Source organism: Sphingomonas sp. NBWT7 (assembly GCF_014217605.1).
Classification (GTDB): Bacteria; Pseudomonadota; Alphaproteobacteria; order Sphingomonadales; family Sphingomonadaceae; genus Sphingomonas.
This window is the reverse complement of sequence record NZ_CP043639.1, coordinates 365,058-386,923: the sequence shown is the minus strand read 5'-3', so window position 1 is coordinate 386,923 and position 21,866 is coordinate 365,058. Positions and strand designations below refer to the sequence as shown.

Here is a 21,866-nt window from a genome sequence, read left to right as displayed (position 1 = left end):
GGCGCACGACGAACCGGAGAGAGATAATGCGCCACGCCGCCATTGCGACCGTCCTCCTCGCCAGCGCCGCCGCGCTGGGTGCCGCTCCGGCCGCACCAAAGGCGCCAAGCGGTGCCGTCGCCGCGGCGCTCAAGGACCCGCAGCGCAGCGCCGCCAACCGCGCGCGCGACGTCTATCGCCACCCCGCCGAAACGCTCGCCTTCTTCGGCGTCAAACCGGGCGACACCGTGGTGGAATTCGTCCCCGGCGGCGGTTGGTACACCGAGATCCTGGCGCCGATGGTCAAGGACAAGGGCCGCTATGTCGCGCTGGTGCCGAGCAACGCGGCCGATCGAACGAAGACGATGCTCGCGGGCAAGCAGGCCTGGTTCGGCCCGACGGCTGTGGCGACGATCGATCCAGCGACCGGCGCCAGCACGGTGCCTGCCGGCAGCGCCGACGTCGTGCTGACGTTCCGCAACGTCCACAATTTGCTGATGAACGACAATCCGGCCGCCGCGCCGGGCACATTTGCGGCCTTCTACGCCGCGCTGAAGCCGGGCGGCGTGCTCGGCATCGTCGATCACCGCCTGCCCGAAACGATGGACACCGCGCTCGAGAAGAAGAGCGGCTATATCAAGCGCTCGACAGTGGTGCGTCTGGCCGAGGCCGCGGGGTTCAAGCTTGCCGGTGAGAGCCAGATCAACGCCAACCCCAAGGACACGCACGATCACCCCGGCGGCGTATGGACGCTGCCGCCGACCTTCGCGCTGAAAGACGTCGATCGCGCGAAATACGCCGCAATCGGCGAGAGCGATCGTTTCACGCTGAAGTTCGTCAAGCCGAAGTGACGGCGTGACGAACCGCCGCCCGGCACTATCGCCGGGCGGGCGCGTCAGCCGAGCTTGTCGACCTTGTCCTGCAGCTTGGCGAGTTCGGCCTTGAGCGCGGCGATCTCGTCGTCCTTGGTCGCGCTTACCGGCGCTGCGGCCTTCGGCTTGAACGCGCTCGTCGCAGCCTCGAACATCGCCATGTTGCGCTTCGCCATCTCGGCGAACGGCGAACCCGCGAACGCACCCTCGACCGCCGACTTGAATTGCGCCTGGTTGCGGCGAAAACTGTCCATCGACGCTTCGAGATAACCCGGCACCATCGCCTGCATCGAATCGCCGTACATCGAGATCAGCTGGCGCAGGAAATTGACCGGCAGCATCGGTGTCGCGCCGCGGCCTTCCTCCTCCATGATGATCTGCGTCAGCACGTTATGCGTGATGTCGTCGTCGGTCTTGGCGTCGACGACTTTGAACTCACGCCCCTCGCGCGTCATCGCCGCAAGATAGTCGAGCGTGATGTAGGACGAACTTTCGGTGTTGTAGAGCCGCCGATTGGCGTATTTCTTGATGATGACCGCCCCGGATCCGTCGTGCTGCTTCTTCATCGCAAGGCCCCACCCGTGAATGACGACGGGGCTATAGCATCGCATGCGGCGCTGCAACACGGACCACGCCCGCTGCCGCTATTCCTCGACATGTTGCGCAGCGAAACCGCAACATCGCCGTCACGTCGAGCCGCGGCATTGGCTGGCCTCCGGCGCTATCAGGCATATCGCCGAACTCCGCGTCGCTTGGCGTCGGCGAGGCGGCAGCAGGGCCGAACGCGGCTGCGCGATTACGGTGGTGATGGGCGGCCGGTGGTCTTCGTCCCCTCGCTGATCAATCCGCCGCACATCCTCGATCTCATCGACGGACGCTCCCTGTTGCGGTGGATCGCGACGCAGGGGTTTCGCACGTGGATGGTCGACTGGGGAACGCCGTCCGCCGATGAGCACGCGATGGGCGTCGGCGGCCACGTCGAGCGGCTGCTGCTACCGATGATCCGCCGCTTCGCCCAGCCGCCGATCCTGGTCGGCTATTGCCTCGGCGGGACGATGAGCCTCGCGGCGGCTGCGGTTGGGCCGGTGGCCGGCGTCGCGACGATCGCCTCCCCCTGGCGCTTCGCCGGCTATAGCGAAGCGGCGCGACGGGACATTGCGGCGCTGTGGTTATCCGCGCAGCCGGGATGCGCGTCGCTCGGCCTCGTCCCGATGGAAGTGCTGCAGACCGGCTTCTGGAGGCTCGATCCGGCGCGCACGATCGCGAAGTACGAGGCGTTCGCTTCAATGCCCGATGCGGAGGCGACGATGTTCGTTGCAATGGAGGATTGGGCCAACGCCGGCGCGCCGCTGACCTATGCCGCGGGCGCCGAACTGTTCGAGGACTTCCTCGCCCGCGACGTGACGGGGCGCGGCGAATGGCGCGTCGCCGGCGCGCCCGTCGATCCGCTCACGCTCCGTTGCCCCGCTGCGGAGTTCGTCTCGCTCAACGATCGCATCGTACCCGCTACCAGCGCAATCGGATTAGCCGACCGACGTGATCTGGGCGCGGGACACGTCGGCATGGTCGTCGGCAGTCGTGCCAAGCAGCAGCTGTGGGAACCGCTGCGCGACTGGCTGCGCAGCGTGGGGTGAACGATCAGGTCCAGCAGCGCTCGAAACGAGCGCCGAGGCCAGTGAGCAGCTCGTACTGCGACACGCCCGATGCGGCCGACACCCGCGCCAGATCGGTGTCGAACCCAACCCACTCACCTTCGCCAACCGGCCGATCGGTCACGTCCAGCGCCGTAAGGTCCATCGAGACCCGGCCGATCACCGGCACTGCGCTGCCACCGACGAACGCCGTGCCACGATCCGACAGCGCACGGCGGTACCCGTCCGCATAGCCGAGGTTAACGATCGCCACCTCGCTGTCGCGGCGCGCGGTCCAGGTGGCGTTGTAGCCGACGGGTGCGCCAGCCGGCACGCGGCGCACTTGCAGCACCTGCGCCTCGATCGTCACGACGGGCCGGATGACCGCGGCGAACTCGCCGCGCGGAACGCCGCCGTAGAGCGCGAGTCCAGGCCGCGTGAGATCGAACGCGTAATCGTTGCCAAGCGCGATCCCGGCGGAGTTGGCGAGGCTTAGCCGCTGCGCCGCCGTCCGCCCAGCCAGCCCGGCGAGCGCCTGGCGCTGCTGCACGTTCATCGGCACGTCCTCATCGGCGCAGGCAAGGTGGCTCATCAGCGTGTCGATCGTCAGCCCGTCGAGCAGCCCGGCGTGAACGTCCGCGGGAGAGATGCCGAGCCGATTCATGCCGGTGTCGACCATCACGTCGCACGCCCCGCCCCCCGCTTCACGCCAGCGCCGCACTTGTGCCGCGGTATTGAGCACCGGCCGCGCGCGACCGAGCAGCGCCTGCTCCAAGTCCTCGGCACGAACGCCGTGGAGCACGCTCAGCGGCACATCGAGCTCGCCGAGCGCCGCTGCCTCGGCCCAGGTGGCAACGAAGAAGTCGCGGCAACCGGCGGCGGCAAGATGCGTCACGACGACGCGCGCACCCAGGCCGTAGCCGTCGGCCTTCACCGCCGCGCCGCATGCCGCCGTGCCGCTCATGCGCGCCAGCGTACGCCAATTGTCGACGAGTGCGGCTCGATCGAGCCGAAGGCGGCTGGGCGCAGTCATCCGCGGCGCCTTAGCCGCGGCGGTGCGATCACGCCACCGTCGCGCGCCCTTGCGCATCGTCGCGCAACCAGACGAGGCACACGACCAGCGCGAGCAGCGCGATCGCCCAGGTATACCATAGCCCGGCGAACGGATCCCCCGTCTTCGCGACGATATACTGGCTGATGAACGGCAGAAATCCGCCGAAATAGCCGGTGCCCAGATGATAGGGGATCGACAGCGAGGAATAGCGGATCGCCGGCGGGAACATCTCGGCGAGCGCCGCCGCGACGGGGCCATAGGTGATGCCCGACAGGCCGGTGATCGCGAGAATGCCGAGCAGGATCAGCGCGACATTGCCGGCGGACGGCGAGACCTTCGCGAGATCGTAGCCCGCCTGCGCGAGGGCGGCGTCGATCGCCGCGGGGGAGCGATCGGCGAGCGGCTGCGCCCCGATGGTGAGCGTCGTCACCGGCGCCTTGGCCGTGGTGTACGGCACCCCCTTCTTAGACAGTGTATCGAGCAGCCGGCCGCACTCGGTCGCCTGCTTCACCGCGAACGGGCTGTAGGTGCAATCCGGGCCTGAGACGACGACCGGCGACGCGCGCCCGGCCGCGGCGAGGGCGGGGTTCGCGGCGCCGGCGATCAGCCAGAAGATCGGGAACAGCAGGATCAGCGTCAGGACGTAGCCGATGACGATCGGCTTCTTGCGCCCGATACGATCCGACAGCCGCCCGAAATAGACGAACCAGAACAATCCCATCATCGCGCCGGCGCCCGACAGCAGTTGCGCCGTCGTTTCCTCGACGCGCATCGTCGTCTGCAGGAACGACAGGACGCTGAACATCGACGTGTACCAGATCACCGTCAGCCCGGCGGCGATGCCGATCAGCGCGACGAACATCCGCTTCACATTGCCGGGATAGGTGAAGCTGGCGCGCACGGGATTCTTCTCGATTTCGCCCGCCGCGCGCATCTTCTTGAATACCGGGCTTTCGGACAGCTTGAGGCGCATCCACAGCGAGATTGCGAGCAGCAGCACCGAGAAGAGGAACGGCAGGCGCCAGCCCCATGCGCTCCACGCGTCGGCCGGAATCAGCGCCTTGAAGCCGAGCACGACCGCGAGGCTGAGCACGAAGCCGCCGGCGACGCCCGCCTGGATGAAACTGGTGTAATAGCCGCTGCGGCCAGCGGGCGAATGCTCGGCGACATAGACCGCCGCCCCGCCATATTCACCGCCGAGCGCCAGCCCTTGCGCGATCCGCAGCAGGATGACGATCAGCGGCGCCGCCATGCCGATCGCGGCATAGGACGGCACCAGGCCGACGCCGGCGGTGGCGATGCCCATCAGCGTGATTGTGACGAGAAACGTGTATTTGCGCCCCAACCGGTCGCCGAGATAGCCGAACACCACCGCGCCCAGCGGCCGAAACCCGAAGCCGACAGCGAAACCCGCCCAGGCGAGCAGTGCCTGCACCGTTTCGTTGCCCGCGGGGAAGAAGGTGCGTCCGATCACGCCCGAGGCGGCGAGCGTGCCGTAGATGAAGAAATCATACCATTCGAACACGGTGCCGAGCGCCGACGCCGATATCACCAGCCGAATGTCGCTCGGCGCCGGTTCCCCCGCTACGCCGTCTGCCGCCATCGTCATGCTCGCCCCTCCGTTGCCGTTCGTCTAGCGCAACGGCGGGGGGCGGCAAGCGGATCGATCGCGCGGCCGCCGGGACCGCGCGATCGGCAACGTCAATCTTTCAGCCCGGCGGGCACGACGCCGCCGTTCTTCTCCAGCTCGCGCATCACCGCCTTGTGGAGCCAGATGTTCATCTCCGCCGACCCGTCCTTCGCACCGGAATAGCCGAGCTCGGTCGCCAGCTCCTTGCGGTTGTCGAGGCTCGAATCGATGTCGAGCAGCTTCATCAGGTCGACGATCGATGTGCGCCAGTTGAGCTGCGGCCCGCCGCGCTTCGCCGCGATATCGGTCAACACTTTCTCGACGTCGACCGGCGCTGCGGCGGGGGCTGCCTGCGCGGGTGTCGCGGCGGGTGACTGCTGCGGCGTGGCGTTAGGCGTAGGCGCCGGGCGCGACTGCGGGGTGGGCGCGGGAGCCGCCTGCGGGCTCGGCGCCGGGGCCGGCTTGCCCGAGAATTGACCGCCAAGCGGCCCGCGATCGCCAAAGATCGCTTTCTTGATCGCACCGAAAATACTCATGCCGTCGCTCCTGTATATGGGATGCGAGCGAAACGCGGCACGACATCGTTGGTGCCGTGGCTCGTGGGGGCCACCGCCGGCAGATCACCCCAGCGCGAGGATCTCGATCGCGTCGTCACGCCCGTTGAAGGCGACGAGCTCGCCCTCCCCCGCCCCGATCATCGCGCGGGCGAGTGGCGCGGAGAAGGAGACGAGGCCGGCGGCGGGTTCAGCCTCGTCGTCGCCGACGAGCGTGATCCGCTGCTCCTTGCCGTTGAGCCGGAACGTCACGGTGCTGCCGAAGGCGACCTCGTCGACGGGCGGCGGCGGTGCGAGGATCGCAGTCGCGCGGCGCGTCACCCAGTAGCGCAGCTCGCGCGCGATCTCGGCCGCGCGCGCCTCGTCGGCGGTGGGCCGCTCGGCCTCGAGGGCGGCGATCCGCTCATCGATCAGCGCCTGCCCGCGCGCAGTGACAAGGTTCGGCCCCGCGGGCAGCGGGAGCTCGAAGCGCGGCTCCTTGTGCTCCTCGTCGCTCTCGCGGCGGAAGGCGACGCTCACGCCTTGCCCTGCGCCGTCTTGATGATCGCGGAGAAATCTAGGTTGCCGTGCTCGGCGGCGAACGCCTCGTAGAGCTCGGTCGCGCGCGTGCCGAGCGGTAGCGTGGCGCCGGCTTCCGCTGCCGCCGCCATTGCGAGCCGCAGATCCTTCAGCATCAGCGCGGCGGCGAACCCGCCCTGATAGTCGCGGTCCGCCGGGCTCTCGGGGCCGACGCCCGGCAGCGGGCAGTAGCTCGTCATTGACCAGCTCTGCCCCGTCGCTTTGCTCGAAATGTCGTAGAACACCTGCGGATCGAGCCCAAGCTTCTCGGCGAGCGCGAAGCCCTCGCATGTCGCAATCATCGTGCCGGCAAGGATCAGGTTGTTGCACATCTTGACCGCCTGGCCTGCGCCACTCGCGCCCGCGTGGATCACCGCCTTGCCCATGTCCTCCAGGAACGGCTGCGCGCGGCGGAAGCCGGCGTCGGTGCCGCCGACCATGAAGGTCAGCGTCCCGCCGTTCGCCGCCGCGATCCCGCCCGATACGGGCGCATCGACCGCCTCGAGCCCCTTCGCCGCTGCGTCGCTCGCCAGCTGGCGCGCGGTTGCGACGTCGATCGTCGAGCAGTCGATCAATACGGCGCCCGGCGCTGCGTGCGGGAAGACGGCGTCCGTATAAACGCCCGCGACGTGTCGCCCAGCGGGCAGCATGGTGATGATCGCCTCGGCACCTTCCGCTGCCGCAGCGGCATCGGCGACCGGTAGGCACCCCGCCTGCCGCGCGCGCGCCAGCGCCTCCTCGCTCAGGTCGAAGGCGTGAACGTCATGCCCGTTCTTCGCGAGGTTAGCGGCCATGCCGCCGCCCATATTGCCGAGCCCGATGAAACCGACGCGTGCCATTACCCAATTCCTTCAACATGCTTGCGGCGCAACCAACCGAGGAACGCGCCAAAGGCCGCGATGCCCGCAGCCGCAACGAACGCGAGCAGCCCCGCACCGTAGACGCTGCGCGCGTCCGCCATAAACCCGGCCATCGCGATGACCGCCAGCACCGCCGGCAGGATCGCCACCAGCGTCGCCGCGACCAGCGGGTGCAGCCGCGTCCAGCGCCCCGCCGCCACGCCCGAAGCGGCGATCACCGCCGCGCATACCAGCAGGAGGTCGATCAGCGTCCCTTCCAGTTCCCAGCACGCTTCTCGATGAATGCCGCCATGCCCTCGGCCTTGTCCTGCGTCGCGGTCAGGATCTGGAACAGGCGGCGTTCGGTCAGGATGCCCTGCGCAAGATTGGTCTCGTACGCGGTGTTGACCATTTCCTTGTTCACCATCGCGGCCATCGGCGGCATGCCGGCGATCAGCTCGGCGGTTTTCAGCGTCTCGTCGAGCAGATTGTCGAGCGGCACTACCTTTGCGACGAGCCCACTGCGTTCCGCTTCGGCGGCATCCATCATCCGGGCGGTCAGGCACATTTCCATCGCCTTGGCCTTGCCGATCGCGCGCGTCAGCCGCTGCGACCCGCCCATGCCCGGCGCGACGCCGAGCTTGATTTCGGGCTGGCCGAACTTGGCGGTGTCAGCGGCGTAGATGAAGTCCGCCATCATCGCGAGCTCGCAGCCGCCGCCGAGTGCAAAACCGTTGACCGCCGCGATCCACGGCTTGCGCGTTGCGACCACACCGGTCTGCCAGCCGGCGAAGAAATCCTGGAGAAAGAAATCGGCCGCCGCCATGTCCGCCATCTGTTTGATGTCTGCGCCGGCCGCGAACGCCTTCTCGCCCGCGCCGGTCAGCACCAGGCAGCGCTGGCCGGGATCCTTGTCGTACGCGCCGAATGCTGCGGCGAGATCGGCCAGCACGTCCGAATTCAGCGCATTGAGCGCCTGCGGCCGGTTAAGCGTGACGAGCGTCACAGCGCCGCGCTGCTCGACCAGGATATTGGCGTAATCAGGCATCGATAGTCTCTCCCGTCGTTGCCCCGGATCGGCGCCGGGGTAACGATAATTTGTTGATTAGGCCGGCGTCCACGCCTCGGCATCGGGCAAGGGCGCGAAGATCTGGTCGATCACGTGGTCGCTCACGCCCTCCGGCGTCGCCGGATCCCAGCGCGGCGCATTGTCCTTGTCGACGATTACCGCGCGGACGCCCTCGAGGAAGTCGTGCCGCTGCACGACGCGCGCCCCGACGGCATATTCCTGACGCATCTCGTCCTCGAACGTCGGCATCGACTTGCCGTCGAGAAGGAGCTTGAGGCTGACCTTCATCGTCTGCGGCGATTTGGTCTTCAACGTCGCCAGCGTATCGCGCGCGAAATCGCTGCCGTCCGCCGCCAGCGCGTCGAACACGTCCTCGAGCCGGTCGGACGCGAACAGCCGATCGATCTCGGCGCGATGTTCGAGGATCGCGGCGCGGCCCGGATCGGCCGACAGGTCGGTGAGGATCGCGTCGATCCCCGTCGGCTCTGCGATGGTGCGCCGCTTCGCCTCGTCCACCTTCTCGGCGGGCAGGAAGTGCGTTGCGAGGCCGAGCGCCAACGTCTCCGCACCGTCGAGCCGGTGGCCGGTCAGCGCGAGATACTGCCCGAACCGCCCCGGCAGGCGCGACAGATACCAACCGCCACCGACGTCGGGGAACAGGCCGATCCCCGTCTCGGGCATCGCGAACTTCGTATTCTCGGTCGCGACGCGGAAGCGGCACGGCTGCGACAGGCCGACGCCGCCGCCCATCGTGATCCCGTCCATGAACGCGATCGTGTCCTTGGCGTAGGTGAACAGCCGGTGGTTCATGCGATATTCGGTGTGAAAGAACGCGCGCGCTTCCGCGCCGTCCTTCGCACCGCTGTCCGCCAGCATGCGGATGTCGCCGCCCGCGCAGAAACCGCGACCCTCTGCATGGTCGATCACGATCGCCTGCACCGCCGTGTCGGCGCGCCACGCCTCGAGTGCGGCGAGCACGCCCTCGCACATCGCGGTGTTGAGCGCGTGGATCGCCTTGGGCCGGTTGAGGCGGATGCGGCCGACGGCGCCCTCCGTCGTGACGATCAGGTCCTGGATCATGCTGGTTCCTTCCGTCCCGCTCACTGCCGCGTCAGCTCGCGCCCGACGATCATCCGCATTACCTGATTGGTGCCTTCAAGGATCGAGTGCACGCGAAGGTCACGCCAGAAACGCTCCACCGGATAATCCATCAGATAGCCGTAGCCGCCGTGCAGCTGCAGCGCGCGATCGACCACCGACGATCCGGTATCGGTCGCGAGCCGCTTCGCCATCGCCGCGAAACGCGTCTTGTCGGGCGCGTTCGCGGTTACCTTAGCGGCCGCGACATAGAGGAGGTAGCGTGCGGCCTGCAGCTCGGTATCCATGTCGGCGAGCGTGAACTGCGTGTTCTGGAAATCGGCCACCGGCCGCCCGAACTGCTGGCGATCCTTGGTATAGGCGATCGCCTCGTCGAGGCAGCGCTGCGCGCCGCCCAGCGAGCAGGCGCCGATGTTGAGCCGCCCGCCGTCGAGCCCCATCATTGCGAAGCGGAACCCCTCGCCTTCCTGCCCGACGCGATTGGCGACGGGGACGCGCACGTTGTCGAAGATCACCTGGCGCGTCGGCTGTGCGTGCCAGCCGAGCTTGCGCTCGTTCGCGCCAAAGCTGACGCCGGGCGTATCCTTGTCGATGACCAGGCACGAAATCCCCTTCGGCCCCTCCGCCCCGGTGCGCACCATCGTGACGTAGACTTCGTTCTCGCCAGCGCCCGAGATGAACTGCTTGGTGCCGTTGACGACGTAATGATCGCCGTCGAGCCGCGCGCTCGTTTTGAGCGCCGCGGCATCCGATCCGGAGCCCGGCTCGGTCAGGCAGTAGCTCGCCATCCGCTCCATCGTGACGAGGTCGGGGAGATAGCGGCCCTTGAGATCGTCCGAGCCGAAGCGATCGATCATCCACGACGCCATGTTGTGGATCGAGATGAACGCGCTCGTCGCGGGGCAGCCATAGGCCATCGCCTCCATGATCAGCGCCGCCTCGAGCCGGCCGAGGTTGATCCCGCCGCTCTCCTCGCTGACGTAGATTGCGGCGAAGCCGAGCTCGGCCGCGGCCTTGATCGTGTCGCGCGGGAAGATGTGCTGCTCGTCCCACTCAGCCGCGAACGGCGTAATGCGATCGGCGGTGAAACGGCGCGCGAGTTCCTGGATCTCGCGCTGGTCGCCCGTTAGATCGAACTGGGCGGTTGGGTCGGACTGGTCGGTCATGGGAACTCTCTAACGGAAGACGACGGTGCGCGCACCATTGGCAAGGACGCGGCGCTCGGCGATCCAACGCACCGCGCGCGCGAGCACCTGCGCCTCGATATCGCGCCCGGTGGCGATGAACTCCTCGACCGTCGCGCGGTGATCGACGCGCTCGGCCGCCTGCTCGATGATCGGTCCTTCATCGAGATCGGTGGTGACGAAGTGTGCCGTCGCACCGATCAGCTTCACGCCGCGCGCATGCGCCTGATGGTAAGGCTTGGCGCCCTTGAAGCTCGGCAGGAAGCTGTGATGGATGTTGACGCACCGCCCGGCGAGCGCCGCGACGAGATCGGGCGACAGCACCTGCATGTAGCGCGCGAGCACCAGCAGATCCGCGCGCGCCTCGTCGAAGATCGCTCGCAGCGCCGCCTCCTGCGCGCCGCGGTTCGCGGCCGATACCGGTAGGTGATGGAACGGCACGCCGTGCCATTCGGCCAACTTGCGCAGCGTCTCGTGGTTGGAGACGACCGCGACCGGATCGATCGGCAGCGCGCCGATCGACCAGCGGTGCAGCAGATCGTTGAGGCAGTGCGACGTCGTCGAGCAGGCGATCACCACGTGCGGGCGGTGATCGGCGGGCACCAGCGTCCAGTCGAACCCGAAGCGCGCGGCGACGACCGACAGCGCATCGCGCACGTCCGGCCCCGCGAACACGACGCGCATGAAGAAGCGCCCGCTGTCGAGATCGGCATATTGCTGGCTGTCGAGGATGAAGCCGCCCGCGTCGGCAAGCGTACCCGTCACCGCGGCGACGATCCCGCCGCGGTCCTGGCACGAGAAGGTGAAGATCCAGGCCGCCTGCGTCACCGGGCGATCACGCCGTACAGCGGGTGTAGCGGAGCGTCTGCCCGTCAGCGACGCGGGTCAGCGCATTGCCATTGTCCTCGAGCACCAGCGGCGTCTCCTGCGTCCATTCCTGCCCCTCGCCGCTGAACGCGAGGCTCGCGCGCAGCTCGGTCGGCGAGACGGCGGTAAGCTTGGAGATCGTCGCGCGCGACTCGTAGAAGGTGAGACGATCGGCCTCGACCGTCATCAATCCCTTGGCGTCGCCGCGCGTCGACGTGCAATCCGCCGGCACGAGCCCCCAGCGCCCGAGGAAAGCGGGCGGCAGGCGGCCGTCGTTCGCCGCCGCCGCGACGTCCGCGGCGTCATCGCGCGGCGCCGGATCGAGCGCGTTGACGACGTTGAAGGTCGCGCCCTCTTCCACCGGCGTCTCGTTCCGCTGCTCTGGCATCGGAACCTGGCAAGCGGACAGCAGCGCTGCGGTTGCCGAGATCATCGTTGCCGTCACCGTCCTGTCCATGCCCGCTTCTCCTGCCTGGCCGATCGGCTATGCTACCACCGATCGGATCAGCCCATCGTCGGAATGACGAACGCGTCCTGGATACGGCTCGGCCCGCCGTCCTTGCTGCCGCGCGGCAGGTCGCTGCTGCCGTCCGGCCAGCGCTGCGTGACGGTCTTGACCTTGGTCCAGAACTTCACGCCTTCCATGCCGTGCTGATTGGTATCGCCGAACGCCGAGCGCTTCCATCCGCCGAAGGTGTGATAGGCGACCGGCACCGGGATCGGCACGTTGATGCCGACCATGCCGACGTTGACGCGCGCGGCGAACTCACGCGCGGCATGGCCGTTGCGCGTGAAGATCGCGACGCCATTGCCGTATTGATGATCGCTCGGCAGCCGCACTGCGGTCTCGAAATCGGGCGCGCGGACGATCTGGAGCACGGGGCCAAAGATCTCTTCCTTGTACGCGCTCATCTCGGGCGTGACGTGATCGAACAGGCTGGGCCCGATGAAGAAGCCCTCCTCATGCCCCTGCAGCGTGAAGCCGCGCCCGTCGACGACGAGCTCCGCGCCCTCGTCGACGCCGGTCTGGATCCAGTTCTCGACGCGCTGCCGATGCGCCGCGTTGACCACGGGGCCGTAATGCGCCTCCGCATCGGTCGACACGCCGACGCGCAGCGCCGCGATCGCGGGGATCAGCTTCTCGCGCAGCGCCACCGCGGTCTTCTCGCCGACCGGCACAACCACGGGCAGCGCCATGCAGCGCTCGCCCGCCGAGCCGAAGGCGGCGCCCGACAGGTCGGCGACGACTTGGTCGAGATCGGCGTCGGGCATCACGATGCCGTGGTTCTTCGCGCCGCCCATCGCCTGCACGCGCTTGCCCGCCGCGACGCCGCGCCGGTACACGTAATGCGCGATGTCGCTCGACCCGACGAAGCTGACTGCGCTGATCGCCGGATGATCGAGGATCGCGTCGACCATCTCCTTGTCGCCCTGCACCACCTGCAGGATGCCCTCGGGCAGCCCCGCTTCGCGGAACAGCTCGGCGAGCCGCACCGGCACGCTCGGGTCGCGCTCGGACGGCTTCAGGATGAAGGCATTGCCCGTCGCGATCGCGACGCCGCTCATCCACAGCGGGATCATCGCCGGGAAGTTGAACGGTGTGATACCAGCGCCGATGCCGAGCGGCTGGCGCATCGAGTAGACGTCGATCCCCGGTCCCGCCCCTTGGGTATATTCGCCCTTCAGCACGTGCGGGATGCCGCAGCAGAATTCGATCACTTCCAGCCCGCGCTGGATGTCGCCCTTCGCGTCGGCGATCACCTTGCCGTGCTCGCTGCTCAGCAGGTGCGCCAGCTCGTCCATGTTGGCTTCGACCAGCGCCTTGAACGCGAACATCACGCGTGCGCGCCGCTGCGGATTCGTTGCCGCCCATGCCGGCTGCGCCGCCTGCGCGGCTGTAATCGCGCGGTCGAGATCGGCCTGCGTGCCCAACGTCACCGTTGCCTGCACCTTGCCGGTGTTCGGATCGAACACCTCGGAGGTACGGCCGCTACCTGCGCCGCCCGAACCGACGATGTGGTGATCGATGACACGCATGGGGCTCTCCGGTGATTGTTCGCGCGGCTTGTAGGCCAGCGGCGTTTCTGCATACAAGCGCGTGATTTCGCAATGCACGAATGCATTTTTGCAGCCATGCCGGGGCCGAGCGCGTGAAGAACTGGGACGATCTGCGCGTGTTCCTCTCCGTCGCGCACGCCGGCAGGGTCGCGGCGGCCGCGCGCGCGCTCGGCATCGACACCACAACCGTCGCGCGCCGGCTGCAGCGGCTCGAGGCAGCGGTCGGCCAGCCGCTATTCGAATCGATCGGCGGCGAACGGCGGTTGAGCGACGCGGGGCAGAAGCTGCTCGGCCATGCCGAGGCGGTCGACGCCGCGATCCTTTCCGCGACGGAGGGCGAGCGCGGCGGCGGCATCGCCGGCCACGTGCGGCTCAGCGTCGCCGAGGGCCTCGCGACGCACGTCCTCGCCCGCCGCCTGCCGGCGCTCCAGTCCGCGCATCCCAGGATCCGGCTTGACCTCATTACCGCATCGGGATTTCTCGATCCGTCGAAGCGAGAGGCCGACATCGCCGTCATGCTCGCCCGCCCGCGCAACCGCCAGCTGATCGCAGGCAAGCTCGCCCACTATCGCCTGCGCCTCTACGCCGCGCCAGCCTATCTCGCCGCCCATGGCCTGCCGGCAGACCGGCAGTCGCTCGAACGCCACGTCCTGCTCGGCTACGTGCCCGAGCATATCCACGCGCCCGAGCTCGATTACCTATCGGAGGTGCACGACGGGCTTGTCGCGCGGCTGCGCTCGACCAGCATCAACGTGCAGCACGCAATGGTACGATCGGGCGCCGGGATCGGCATCCTGCCCGACTTTGTCGCCGTGGGTGACACGGCGCTGGTGCCCGTACTGCCCGACGATGTCGCGCTATCGCGCACCTTCTGGCTGGTTACCCACGCCGACGGGCACGCCGCGCCGCGGATCCAGGCGGTCAGCCAGTGGCTGCGCGATACCGTGATCCCGCCCGCCTGACGGCGCGACCGTCGCGGCAATGCTTGCCGCCTCCAGTTGTGGCGGGCATGACGCGCTGCCGAGCGCCGGCAAGGAGGTGACGATGACCGACAAGCGCGAACCGCCGCTCGAGGAACCGCCCCCGCCCGACATGCCACGGCCAGACGATCCGCCGCTGTTCGTCGACCGCCCCGAACGCGATCCCTATCGCGGACATTTCGTCTTCGTCGCGATCGCGCTGCTGATCATGCTCGTCGCCTGGTGGGGATATTAGGCGATTTTGTGCGCGGTTGTATCGCGCACCACCTCCGGCAGGATAGCATCGAGCAGCAGCATGCCGGCCTCCGTGATCCGCAGCCGGTCGCCTTCCCGCACGATCAGCTCGGGCAGGCGCTCGATCGCCGCCTCGTCGACGACGCCGGCGATATCCGTCTGGCCAAGCGCGGCGACGCGGCGAAGATCGACGCCCTCACGCAGCCGCAGCCCCATCAGCAGTGCCTCGGACGCGCATGTCTGCGGCGCGAGCGGCTCCTCCGCCTCGGTCCCGTGACCGTTGCGCGCGACGGCGGCGAGCCAATTCTCGGGCTTACGCCGCCGCGTCGTTGCCACGCCGCCACGCCGCCCGTGCGCGCCAGGGCCGATCCCGGCGTAATCGCGGTAGCGCCAATAGGTCAGATTGTGCCGGCTCTCCGCCCCCGGTTTCGCGTGGTTGCTGATCTCATACGCCGGCAGCCCCGCCGCCGCGGTGATCGCGCGTGTCGTCTCGAACAGCGTCGCCGCCGTATCCTCATCGGGGATCGTCAGCCGCCCCGCCGCCGCCTCGGTGAAGAAGCGCGTCCCCGGCTCGATCGTCAGTTGGTACAAGGACAGATGCTCGGTGCCGAAGCCGATCGCGCGGCGAAGCTCCGCCTCCCACGCGGCGATCGCCTGGCCGGGCCGGGCATAGATCAGGTCGAAGCTGACGCGCCGGAAGACGTCCTGCGCCACCGCCAGCGCCGCCAGCCCCTCGTCGACACCGTGCGCGCGCCCGAGGAACTGGAGCGACACATCGTCGAGCGCCTGGAGTCCGAGCGAGGCGCGGTTGACGCCGGCGGCGGCGAGATCCGCGAACCGCGCCGCTTCGACCGACGAAGGGTTCGCCTCCAGCGTGATCTCGATATCGGGCGCGAACCCCCACGCCCGCTCGGCGGCCGTCAGCACCGCGGCGACTGTCGCTGGCGGCATCAGCGACGGCGTGCCGCCGCCGAAGAAGATCGAGCCGAGCCGCCGTCCGGGCAGCATTGCGGCTTCATAGGCGAGATCGGCGAGCAGTGCATCGCGCCACGCTTCCTGATCGACCGACGCGCGCACGTGGCTGTTGAAATCGCAATACGGGCATTTGGACACGCAGAACGGCCAGTGGACGTAGAGCGCCAGCGGGGCGCCGATCGCGTCATCGTTCGGCGCGCGATCGACAGCCGGTGCATTGTTGGAAACCATGGTCGGGCCGATATGGCGGCGATGTCGCTGCACCGCTACCTCCTTCCCCTCGCCCTGATGCTGACAGGATGCGCGCAATCGCCCGATCCCGGCCCCGAACGGATCGTCGAGCAGCGCGCAACTGACGCCCCGGCGTCGCGCGGCACAGCGCTGCTCCGCGACACGATGCTCCGCGCGCACAATCGCGCCCGCGCCGCCGTCGATGTCCCCCCGCTGGCGTGGGATGATCGGCTCGCGGCCACGGCGCGTGCCTATGCCGAGGAGATGGCGCGGACCGGCCGCTTCGCGCATGCCGAGCAGATGGCGCGGACCGGCCGCTTCGCGCATGCCGACCAGCCGCACGGCCCGTCGCGCGAGGGCGAGAATTTGTGGACGGGCACACGCGGCGCCTATCGCTACGACGAGATGATCGGACACTGGGTCGCTGAACGGCGCGATTTCGTCGACCGCCCGACGCCGGCATTCAGCCGCACCGGCCGGTGGCAGGACGTCGCGCACTATACGCAGATCGTCTGGCGCGACACGCAGAGGCTTGGCTGCGCGACCGCCTCGAGCGCGACCGACGACTATCTGGTCTGCCGCTACAGCCCGGCTGGCAATGTGGTTGGCCAACGAGCATTTTGATGCTGCGACACGTGGTTATGCCTTGAACCCGGCGAAGCGGACGGTCGACTTGCGCCCAATTGCAGTCAGCAGCGATTTGGTGCGCGCTGCAGATAAGCAAGCTGTTACACCAGGTTAGGACTAGGGGCATCTAGCCAATCAGCTAGGGAGCGAACGACGATGCGCATCTATGGCCCACTCTTCGTTTTGGCTCTCGCGACTTCGACCGGCGTGCCGGCGCAACAGGCTTCAAAAGAGGCGCCGTCAACTGAGCCGAAGGACATTGTCGTCTATGCCCCTAATTCCGATGGCCTCGATGCCGATGCCCCGGACTTAGCAAGAAGGGGGTCGTGCTCGGCTCGCGTATTTCGCGCTACTCGCTGCAACACAACCCGATGATCGCCATGAAGACCAGTGCGAATGGATTGACCCCCGACAGTGGGGTGGATGCGTTCGGGAACCAGCGCACGATCGCCTGGAAGTCCTGCCGGGCAGAGGGTGTAGTACTGCGCAAGCAGATCGCCTGCAGGTTCGTCGATGTGCAGAAGCTGGTCGGTGCGGGAAAACTCATTCCAGCCCACCAAGCGCTTTCGGACGTCGCGGCAACACCCGGCCTCACCAACGATGAACAGTTTGCGACGCTCCAATATCAGTACCGTATCGCTGAAGCGATGGGCGACCCCACCTTGAAACGCACCGCACTCGCCGGGATTGTGGACACCGATTTACTGCCAATCGATGAGCAGGCAGGCGCCGTCCGATCTCTCGGCGCAGACGCTTGGAAGCGAGGGGATCAGGCGGAGGCGCTGCGTCGGTTCGAACAGGCCAGCCGCCTTGATCCAGCCGACACCATCAGCCGCGTCAATGCAGCGGCGGTGCTGCAATCAACCGGTCACCGCGCGCAGGCGGTCGCCTATCTGCAGGCCGCTATCGCCATCAATCGCGGCAAAGGGCATCCGATCCCTCAATCGTGGATCGACAACGCCAGATAGGCAGCGCGTGACCGGCCGCTGTCCCGGCGATAGCGGACATTCGCGTGACCGTCGGGCAGGCACATAATGGCAGGTGTTCAGCGCTCTTCCGAAAGCAGTCGTTCCTGCCGGCCCGACGCACTCAGAAGACCGCGCCCACCATCTGGCGGAAGGCGTCCGCGCGGTGGCTGATCGCGTGTTTCGCGTCCTCCTCCATCTCGCCGAACGTCTCCAACGCGCCATCGGGCAGGAACATCGCGTCGTAGCCGAAGCCCTTATCGCCGCGCGGCGGCCATACCAGCGTGCCGTTGACCCGGCCTTCGAACCACTCGACATGCCCGTCCGGCCATGCGAGCGCGAGCGCGCAAACGAAATGCGCATCACGCGGCGCGCCCTCGATTTCGGCCAGCTTCGCCTCGACGCGGCGCATCGCCTCGGCGAAGTCCTTGCCCTCGCCCGCCCACCGCGCCGAGAAAATGCCGGGGTCGCCGCCCAATGCCTCGACACACAGGCCGCTGTCGTCGGCCAGCGCGGGCAGGCCCGACAGATCGGCCGCCGCGCGCGCCTTGAGCTCGGCGTTCATTACGAAGGTGGTGCCCGTTTCCTCGGGTTCGGGCAGGTCGAGCTCGGCCGCCGACACGACGTCGAGCCCGCGCCCCTCGAGCAGCGCAGCGATCTCGCGCACCTTGCCCGGATTATGGCTGGCGATCACCAACCGTCCCGGTTGCAGCTTGCGAATTGCTTGCGGCGCGTCGCCCTCCCCACTCACCGGCCGACCGCCTTGGCCTGCGCCGCGAAGATGTCGGTGCAGCCGATCCGCGCCAGCCGCAGCAGGCGCAGCAGCGCTTCCTCGTCGTAGGTCGCATGCTCGGCGGTCGCCTGCGCCTCGGCGATATTGCCGTTCTGGAGCAGTACGAAATTGCCGTCGGCGTCGGCGTTCGAATCCTCGACGTAATCAAGGTCGAGCACCGGCTGCCCCTGGTAGATCCCGCAGCTGACCGCCGCGACCTTCTGCGCGATCGGATCCTTGTCGATCTTGCCCGCCTGCATCAGCCCGTCGACCGCCAGCCTGAGCGCGACCCACGCGCCCGAGATCGACGCGGTGCGCGTGCCGCCGTCTGCCTGAATCACGTCGCAGTCGAGCACGATCTGCCGCTCGCCCAGCGCGGCCATATCGGTGACAGCGCGCAAGGAACGCCCGATAAGTCGCTGGATTTCCTGCGTTCGACCCGATTGCTTTCCTTTGGCTGCCTCTCTGCTGCCGCGGGTATGCGTGGCGCGCGGCAACATGCCATATTCCGCCGTCACCCAGCCCTGCCCCTTGCCGCGCAGGAACGGCGGCACGCGCTCCTCAATGCTCGCGGTGACGAGCACCTTGGTATCGCCGAAGCCGATCAGCACCGATCCCTCGGCGTGACGGGTGAAGTTCGGCTCGATGCTAATGGCGCGCATCTGGTCGGGCGCACGGCCGCTGGGACGCATGAACAATTTCTCCTGGATAGGCCCGCGCGGTTAGCCGCTCGGTGATTGCCGCGCCAGCCCGCGCGTCCTAGATTCGTCGGCGTGACCGCATCACCGCCGATCGCCGAACTCAACGACCGCGCCCGCGACATCTTCCGCCGCGTCGTCGACGGCTATCTCACCAGCGGGCAGCCGGTCGGATCGAAGACGCTAGCGCTCGCGGGGCTCAGCCTTTCGCCGGCCTCGATCCGCAGCGTGCTAGCGCAGCTCGAAGATGCCGGTCTTCTCGCCGCGCCGCATACGTCGGCGGGTCGAATGCCGACCGATCTCGGTCTGCGGCTGTTCGTCGACGGAATGATGCAGGCGCTGGAGCCGTCCGCCGAGGAGCGCGCGACAATTGAATCGCGCGCTGGCAGCGGCGGCCCGGTCGAGGAAGCGCTCGCCGCGACGACCGCCGCGCTCTCCGGCCTGTCGGCATGTGCCGGGCTCGTGATGGTGCCAAAGCGTGAGCAGGTGCTGCGCTCGATCGGCTTCCTGCCGCTATCGCAGGGGCAGGCGCTGGCGGTACTCGTCAGCGAGGATGGATCGGTCGAGAATCGCGTCGTCGATTTGCCCTCCGGCGTCGGCCCGGCGGCGCTGGTCGAAGCCGGCAATTTCATGTCCGCCACGCTCTCTGGCCTCACCCTGTCGGCCGCCCGCGCGCGGATCGATCGTGAACTCGCGCAAGGGCGCGCGGCGCTCGACGGCGCGGCGCGCGCACTGATCGAACGCGGCCTCGCGGTGTGGAGCGAGGACGGCGGTCGGCGCCCGGTGCTGATCGTGCGCGGCCAGGGTCGCCTGCTCGACGACGCTGCCAACGCCGATCTCGACCGCGTGCGCGATCTCCTCGACGATCTCGATGGCAAGCAGGAGATCGCCGCGCTGCTTGATTCAGCGCGCGCCGGCGATGCGACGCGCATCTTCATCGGCGCAGAGAACAAGCTGTTCGCGCTGTCGGGCTCGTCGGTGATCGCGCGGCCGTTCCACGGCAGCGACGGCCGCGTCGTCGGCGTTGTCGGCGTGATCGGTCCGACTCGGTTGAACTACGCCCGCGTCGTGCCCATGGTGGATTTCACGGCCGCAACGCTCGCCCGCCTGATGGGTTGAGCCGGCAACGATTGATGCAGTCAGACAGGGAAACGATGACCGATACGCAAGGCAATACCACCGTCACCGAAAGCGGCGAGGATCTGCGCGAGGAAACCGCGGCAGCAGCGCCCGAAGTGGCGGAACATGATCGCGTGGCCGAGCTCGAGAACCAGCTCGCCGACGCAAAGCAGCAGACGCTCTACGCGCAGGCCGAAATCCAGAACATCCGTCGCCGCGCCGAAAAGGACGCCGCCGATGCACGCGCCTATGCCGCGACCGCGTTCGCGCGCGATGTGCTCAGCGTCAACGACAACCTAGAGCGCGCGCTGTCCGCCATCCCGGCGGAGCTGCGCGGGGACGACAAGTTCAAGGGCCTCGTCACGGGGCTGGAGGCGACCGGGCGCGAGCTGACCAGCGTGTTCCAGCGCCACGGCCTGACGCGCATCGAAGCGATGGACCAGCCGCTCGATCCGAACAAGCATCAGGCGATGCTGGAGGTGCCGTCCGACGCCACGCCGGGTACGATCGTGCAGGAGATGCAGTCGGGGTGGATGATCCGCGACCGGCTGCTGCGGCCGGCGTTGGTCGGCGTCGCCAGGAAACCCTACTAAGTCACTCGACGAGGGCGTTCCTTTGCTCTGCAACGCGCGCTAAGCATCGTTGCATGAACGCGAACCTTACCGCCGACCGGCAGACATTCGTCACGCATCTCGAATGTTCGATGACGGGGGAGCGGTACGACGCCGACACGCTGCACAATCTGTCGCGCGTCGGCCGGCCGTTATTGGTTCGCTACGATCTCGATGCGGCCGGCGCGGCGCTCTCGCGCGATGCGCTGGCGGCGCGGCCGACCGATCTGTGGCGGTGGCGTGAGTTGCTGCCCGTCCGGCAGACGCGCAACGTCGTCAGCCTGGGCGAGATCGAGACGCCGCTGGTACCGATCCCCAAGGCGGGCGGCAGCAACGTGTGGGTCAAGGACGAGGGGCGGTTGCCGACCGGCAGCTTCAAGGCGCGCGGGCTCGTCATGGCGGTGGCGATGGCGAAGGAGCTGGGCGTAACCCGGATCGCGATGCCGACCAACGGCAATGCGGGCGCCGCGCTCGCCGCTTATGCCAGCCGCTGCGGGATCGAGACGATCGTCTTCTGCCCCGAGGACACGCCAGAAGTGAACGTCCGCGAGATCGCGATGCAGGGTGCGCGCGTCTGGCGGGTCAACGGTCTGATCGATGATTGCGGCGCGATCGTCGGCAAAGGCGCGGCCGAAGGCCGCTGGTTCGACTTCTCGACGCTCAAGGAACCGTATCGGATCGAGGGCAAGAAGACGATGGGGCTCGAACTCGCCGCGCAGCTCGGCTGGCGGCTGCCCAAGGCGATCTTCTATCCAACCGGTGGCGGCACCGGGCTGATCGGCATGTGGAAGGCGTTCGACGAGCTCGAGCGGCTCGGCTGGATCGGCAGCGAGCGGCCGCGGATGTACGCCGTGCAGGCATCGGGTTGCGCGCCGATCGTGCGCGCGTTCGAGGCGGGCGAGGAGCATGCCGAGCGCTGGGAGGATGCCGACACGATTGCGATGGGCATCCGCGTGCCGCGGGCGGTGGGCGATTTCCTGATCCTGCGCGCTGTGCGTGAGAGCGGCGGCAAGGCGCTGGCCGTGAGCGATCCAGCGATCCTGCAGGCGGTCGACGATACGGCGCGCAAGGACGGGTTGCTGCTTTGCCCCGAGGGCGGTGCGACGCTCGCGGCTTATCGCCAGGCGCTGCGCGACGGCGAGGTCGAAGAGGACGAGGAGGTCGTGCTGTTCAACTGTGCGACCGGGCTGAAATATCCGATGCCTCCCGCCGACGCCGCGCTCGATCGCCACCAGCCGATCGACTTCGACGCGCTCTGACA

General features: G+C 68.0%; 25 protein-coding genes. 9 read left to right on the top strand and 16 right to left on the bottom strand.

Translation table 11 applies throughout. The features are described from left to right. The first annotated feature begins 26 nt into the window (after positions 1–26). On the top strand, positions 27–830 hold the full coding sequence (locus tag F1C10_RS01870) for a class I SAM-dependent methyltransferase (protein ID WP_185208309.1): 804 nt from the start codon (positions 27–29) through the stop codon (positions 828–830). Positions 831–874: 44 nt separating this feature from the next. Here F1C10_RS01870 and phaR read toward each other — a convergent pair whose 3' ends face one another. Continuing rightward, complete coding sequence (phaR, locus tag F1C10_RS01865) at positions 875–1,417, bottom strand: polyhydroxyalkanoate synthesis repressor PhaR (protein ID WP_185208307.1); 543 nt, start codon at positions 1,415–1,417, stop codon at positions 875–877. 90 nt (positions 1,418–1,507) lie between these two features. Between phaR and F1C10_RS01860 the strand changes: the two genes are divergently transcribed. Beyond that, positions 1,508–2,485 (top strand): alpha/beta hydrolase, encoded by a 978-nt coding sequence (locus F1C10_RS01860; RefSeq protein ID WP_185208305.1) that lies wholly within the window; start codon positions 1,508–1,510, stop codon positions 2,483–2,485. 4 nt (positions 2,486–2,489) lie between these two features. Here the strand turns inward: F1C10_RS01860 and alr are convergent, their stop codons facing one another. The 12 genes from alr to F1C10_RS01800 all read right to left on the bottom strand — a co-directional run bounded on the left by alr (position 2,490) and on the right by F1C10_RS01800 (position 13,372). Further along, on the bottom strand, positions 2,490–3,515 hold the full coding sequence (gene alr / locus F1C10_RS01855) for an alanine racemase (RefSeq protein ID WP_185208304.1): 1,026 nt from the start codon (positions 3,513–3,515) through the stop codon (positions 2,490–2,492). Between the two features lie 28 nt (positions 3,516–3,543). Then, positions 3,544–5,139, bottom strand: coding sequence for an MFS transporter (locus F1C10_RS01850; protein WP_185210014.1), 1,596 nt, complete (start codon positions 5,137–5,139; stop codon positions 3,544–3,546). A 98-nt stretch (positions 5,140–5,237) separates the two neighbouring features. Next, positions 5,238–5,702 (bottom strand): DUF3597 domain-containing protein, encoded by a 465-nt coding sequence (locus F1C10_RS01845; RefSeq protein WP_185208302.1) that lies wholly within the window; start codon positions 5,700–5,702, stop codon positions 5,238–5,240. Between the two features lie 84 nt (positions 5,703–5,786). Beyond that, positions 5,787–6,239, bottom strand: coding sequence for a GreA/GreB family elongation factor (locus F1C10_RS01840; RefSeq protein ID WP_185208300.1), 453 nt, complete (start codon positions 6,237–6,239; stop codon positions 5,787–5,789). After that, on the bottom strand, positions 6,236–7,117 hold the full coding sequence (gene mmsB / locus F1C10_RS01835; RefSeq protein WP_185208298.1) for a 3-hydroxyisobutyrate dehydrogenase: 882 nt from the start codon (positions 7,115–7,117) through the stop codon (positions 6,236–6,238). The genes F1C10_RS01840 and mmsB overlap by 4 nt, the downstream gene beginning before the upstream one ends. Next, positions 7,117–7,356: a hypothetical protein gene (locus F1C10_RS01830; RefSeq protein WP_185208296.1), complete on the bottom strand. Its 240-nt coding sequence runs from the start codon at positions 7,354–7,356 to the stop codon at positions 7,117–7,119. The genes mmsB and F1C10_RS01830 overlap by 1 nt, the downstream gene beginning before the upstream one ends. Positions 7,357–7,382: 26 nt before the next feature. Further along, positions 7,383–8,165 carry an enoyl-CoA hydratase-related protein gene (locus F1C10_RS01825; protein WP_185208294.1) on the bottom strand — a complete coding sequence of 261 codons (783 nt, stop codon included), beginning with the start codon at positions 8,163–8,165 and terminating at the stop codon, positions 7,383–7,385. Positions 8,166–8,222: 57 nt separating this feature from the next. Then, complete coding sequence (locus tag F1C10_RS01820) at positions 8,223–9,266, bottom strand: enoyl-CoA hydratase/isomerase family protein (protein WP_185208293.1); 1,044 nt, start codon at positions 9,264–9,266, stop codon at positions 8,223–8,225. A 20-nt stretch (positions 9,267–9,286) separates the two neighbouring features. After that, on the bottom strand, positions 9,287–10,450 hold the full coding sequence (locus F1C10_RS01815; protein ID WP_185208291.1) for an acyl-CoA dehydrogenase family protein: 1,164 nt from the start codon (positions 10,448–10,450) through the stop codon (positions 9,287–9,289). A gap of 9 nt (positions 10,451–10,459) precedes the next feature. Then, positions 10,460–11,296: a formyltetrahydrofolate deformylase gene (gene purU, locus F1C10_RS01810; protein ID WP_258043017.1), complete on the bottom strand. Its 837-nt coding sequence runs from the start codon at positions 11,294–11,296 to the stop codon at positions 10,460–10,462. 7 nt (positions 11,297–11,303) lie between these two features. Further along, a complete protein-coding gene (locus F1C10_RS16525; RefSeq protein ID WP_219729774.1) occupies positions 11,304–11,792 on the bottom strand; it encodes a hypothetical protein in 489 nt (162 codons plus the stop codon). 47 nt (positions 11,793–11,839) lie between these two features. Beyond that, positions 11,840–13,372 carry a CoA-acylating methylmalonate-semialdehyde dehydrogenase gene (locus tag F1C10_RS01800; protein WP_185208289.1) on the bottom strand — a complete coding sequence of 511 codons (1,533 nt, stop codon included), beginning with the start codon at positions 13,370–13,372 and terminating at the stop codon, positions 11,840–11,842. A 113-nt stretch (positions 13,373–13,485) separates the two neighbouring features. On the opposite strand from F1C10_RS01800, the gene F1C10_RS01795 reads away from it, so the two are divergent. Together F1C10_RS01795 and F1C10_RS01790 are read left to right on the top strand one after the other, a co-directional pair. Continuing rightward, positions 13,486–14,355: a LysR family transcriptional regulator gene (locus F1C10_RS01795; protein WP_185208288.1), complete on the top strand. Its 870-nt coding sequence runs from the start codon at positions 13,486–13,488 to the stop codon at positions 14,353–14,355. A gap of 82 nt (positions 14,356–14,437) precedes the next feature. Then, a complete protein-coding gene (locus tag F1C10_RS01790; protein WP_185208286.1) occupies positions 14,438–14,608 on the top strand; it encodes a hypothetical protein in 171 nt (56 codons plus the stop codon). On the opposite strand, the gene hemW is transcribed toward F1C10_RS01790, so the two are convergent. After that, positions 14,605–15,813: a radical SAM family heme chaperone HemW gene (hemW, locus tag F1C10_RS01785; protein WP_185210011.1), complete on the bottom strand. Its 1,209-nt coding sequence runs from the start codon at positions 15,811–15,813 to the stop codon at positions 14,605–14,607. The two genes, F1C10_RS01790 and hemW, sit on opposite strands and share 4 nt — an antisense overlap. A 12-nt stretch (positions 15,814–15,825) precedes the next feature. Between hemW and F1C10_RS01780 the strand changes: the two genes are divergently transcribed. Next, the gene (locus tag F1C10_RS01780) at positions 15,826–16,437 is read left to right on the top strand and encodes a CAP domain-containing protein (RefSeq protein WP_185208284.1); all 612 of its coding nucleotides are present in this window, start codon (positions 15,826–15,828) and stop codon (positions 16,435–16,437) included. A gap of 329 nt (positions 16,438–16,766) precedes the next feature. Next, positions 16,767–17,408: a hypothetical protein gene (locus F1C10_RS01775; protein ID WP_185208282.1), complete on the top strand. Its 642-nt coding sequence runs from the start codon at positions 16,767–16,769 to the stop codon at positions 17,406–17,408. A gap of 121 nt (positions 17,409–17,529) precedes the next feature. On the opposite strand, the gene rdgB is transcribed toward F1C10_RS01775, so the two are convergent. After that, positions 17,530–18,156 carry an RdgB/HAM1 family non-canonical purine NTP pyrophosphatase gene (gene rdgB / locus F1C10_RS01770; RefSeq protein WP_185208280.1) on the bottom strand — a complete coding sequence of 209 codons (627 nt, stop codon included), beginning with the start codon at positions 18,154–18,156 and terminating at the stop codon, positions 17,530–17,532. Next, positions 18,153–18,869, bottom strand: a complete 717-nt coding sequence (rph, locus tag F1C10_RS01765; RefSeq protein WP_185208278.1) for a ribonuclease PH — start codon at positions 18,867–18,869, stop codon at positions 18,153–18,155. The genes rdgB and rph overlap by 4 nt, the downstream gene beginning before the upstream one ends. Before the next feature lie 81 nt (positions 18,870–18,950). Here rph and hrcA point away from each other — a divergent pair, with 81 nt between their 5' ends. Genes hrcA through F1C10_RS01750 form a run of 3 tightly spaced genes read left to right on the top strand, consistent with a single transcriptional unit; the run spans position 18,951 to position 21,864 of the window. Next, the gene (gene hrcA / locus F1C10_RS01760; protein ID WP_185208277.1) at positions 18,951–19,994 is read left to right on the top strand and encodes a heat-inducible transcriptional repressor HrcA; all 1,044 of its coding nucleotides are present in this window, start codon (positions 18,951–18,953) and stop codon (positions 19,992–19,994) included. A gap of 35 nt (positions 19,995–20,029) precedes the next feature. After that, entirely contained in the window at positions 20,030–20,587 is a 558-nt protein-coding gene (gene grpE, locus F1C10_RS01755; RefSeq protein ID WP_258043016.1) for a nucleotide exchange factor GrpE, read from the top strand. Positions 20,588–20,640: 53 nt separating this feature from the next. Continuing rightward, on the top strand, positions 20,641–21,864 hold the full coding sequence (locus tag F1C10_RS01750; RefSeq protein WP_185208273.1) for a threonine synthase: 1,224 nt from the start codon (positions 20,641–20,643) through the stop codon (positions 21,862–21,864). Positions 21,865–21,866: the final 2 nt, after the last annotated feature.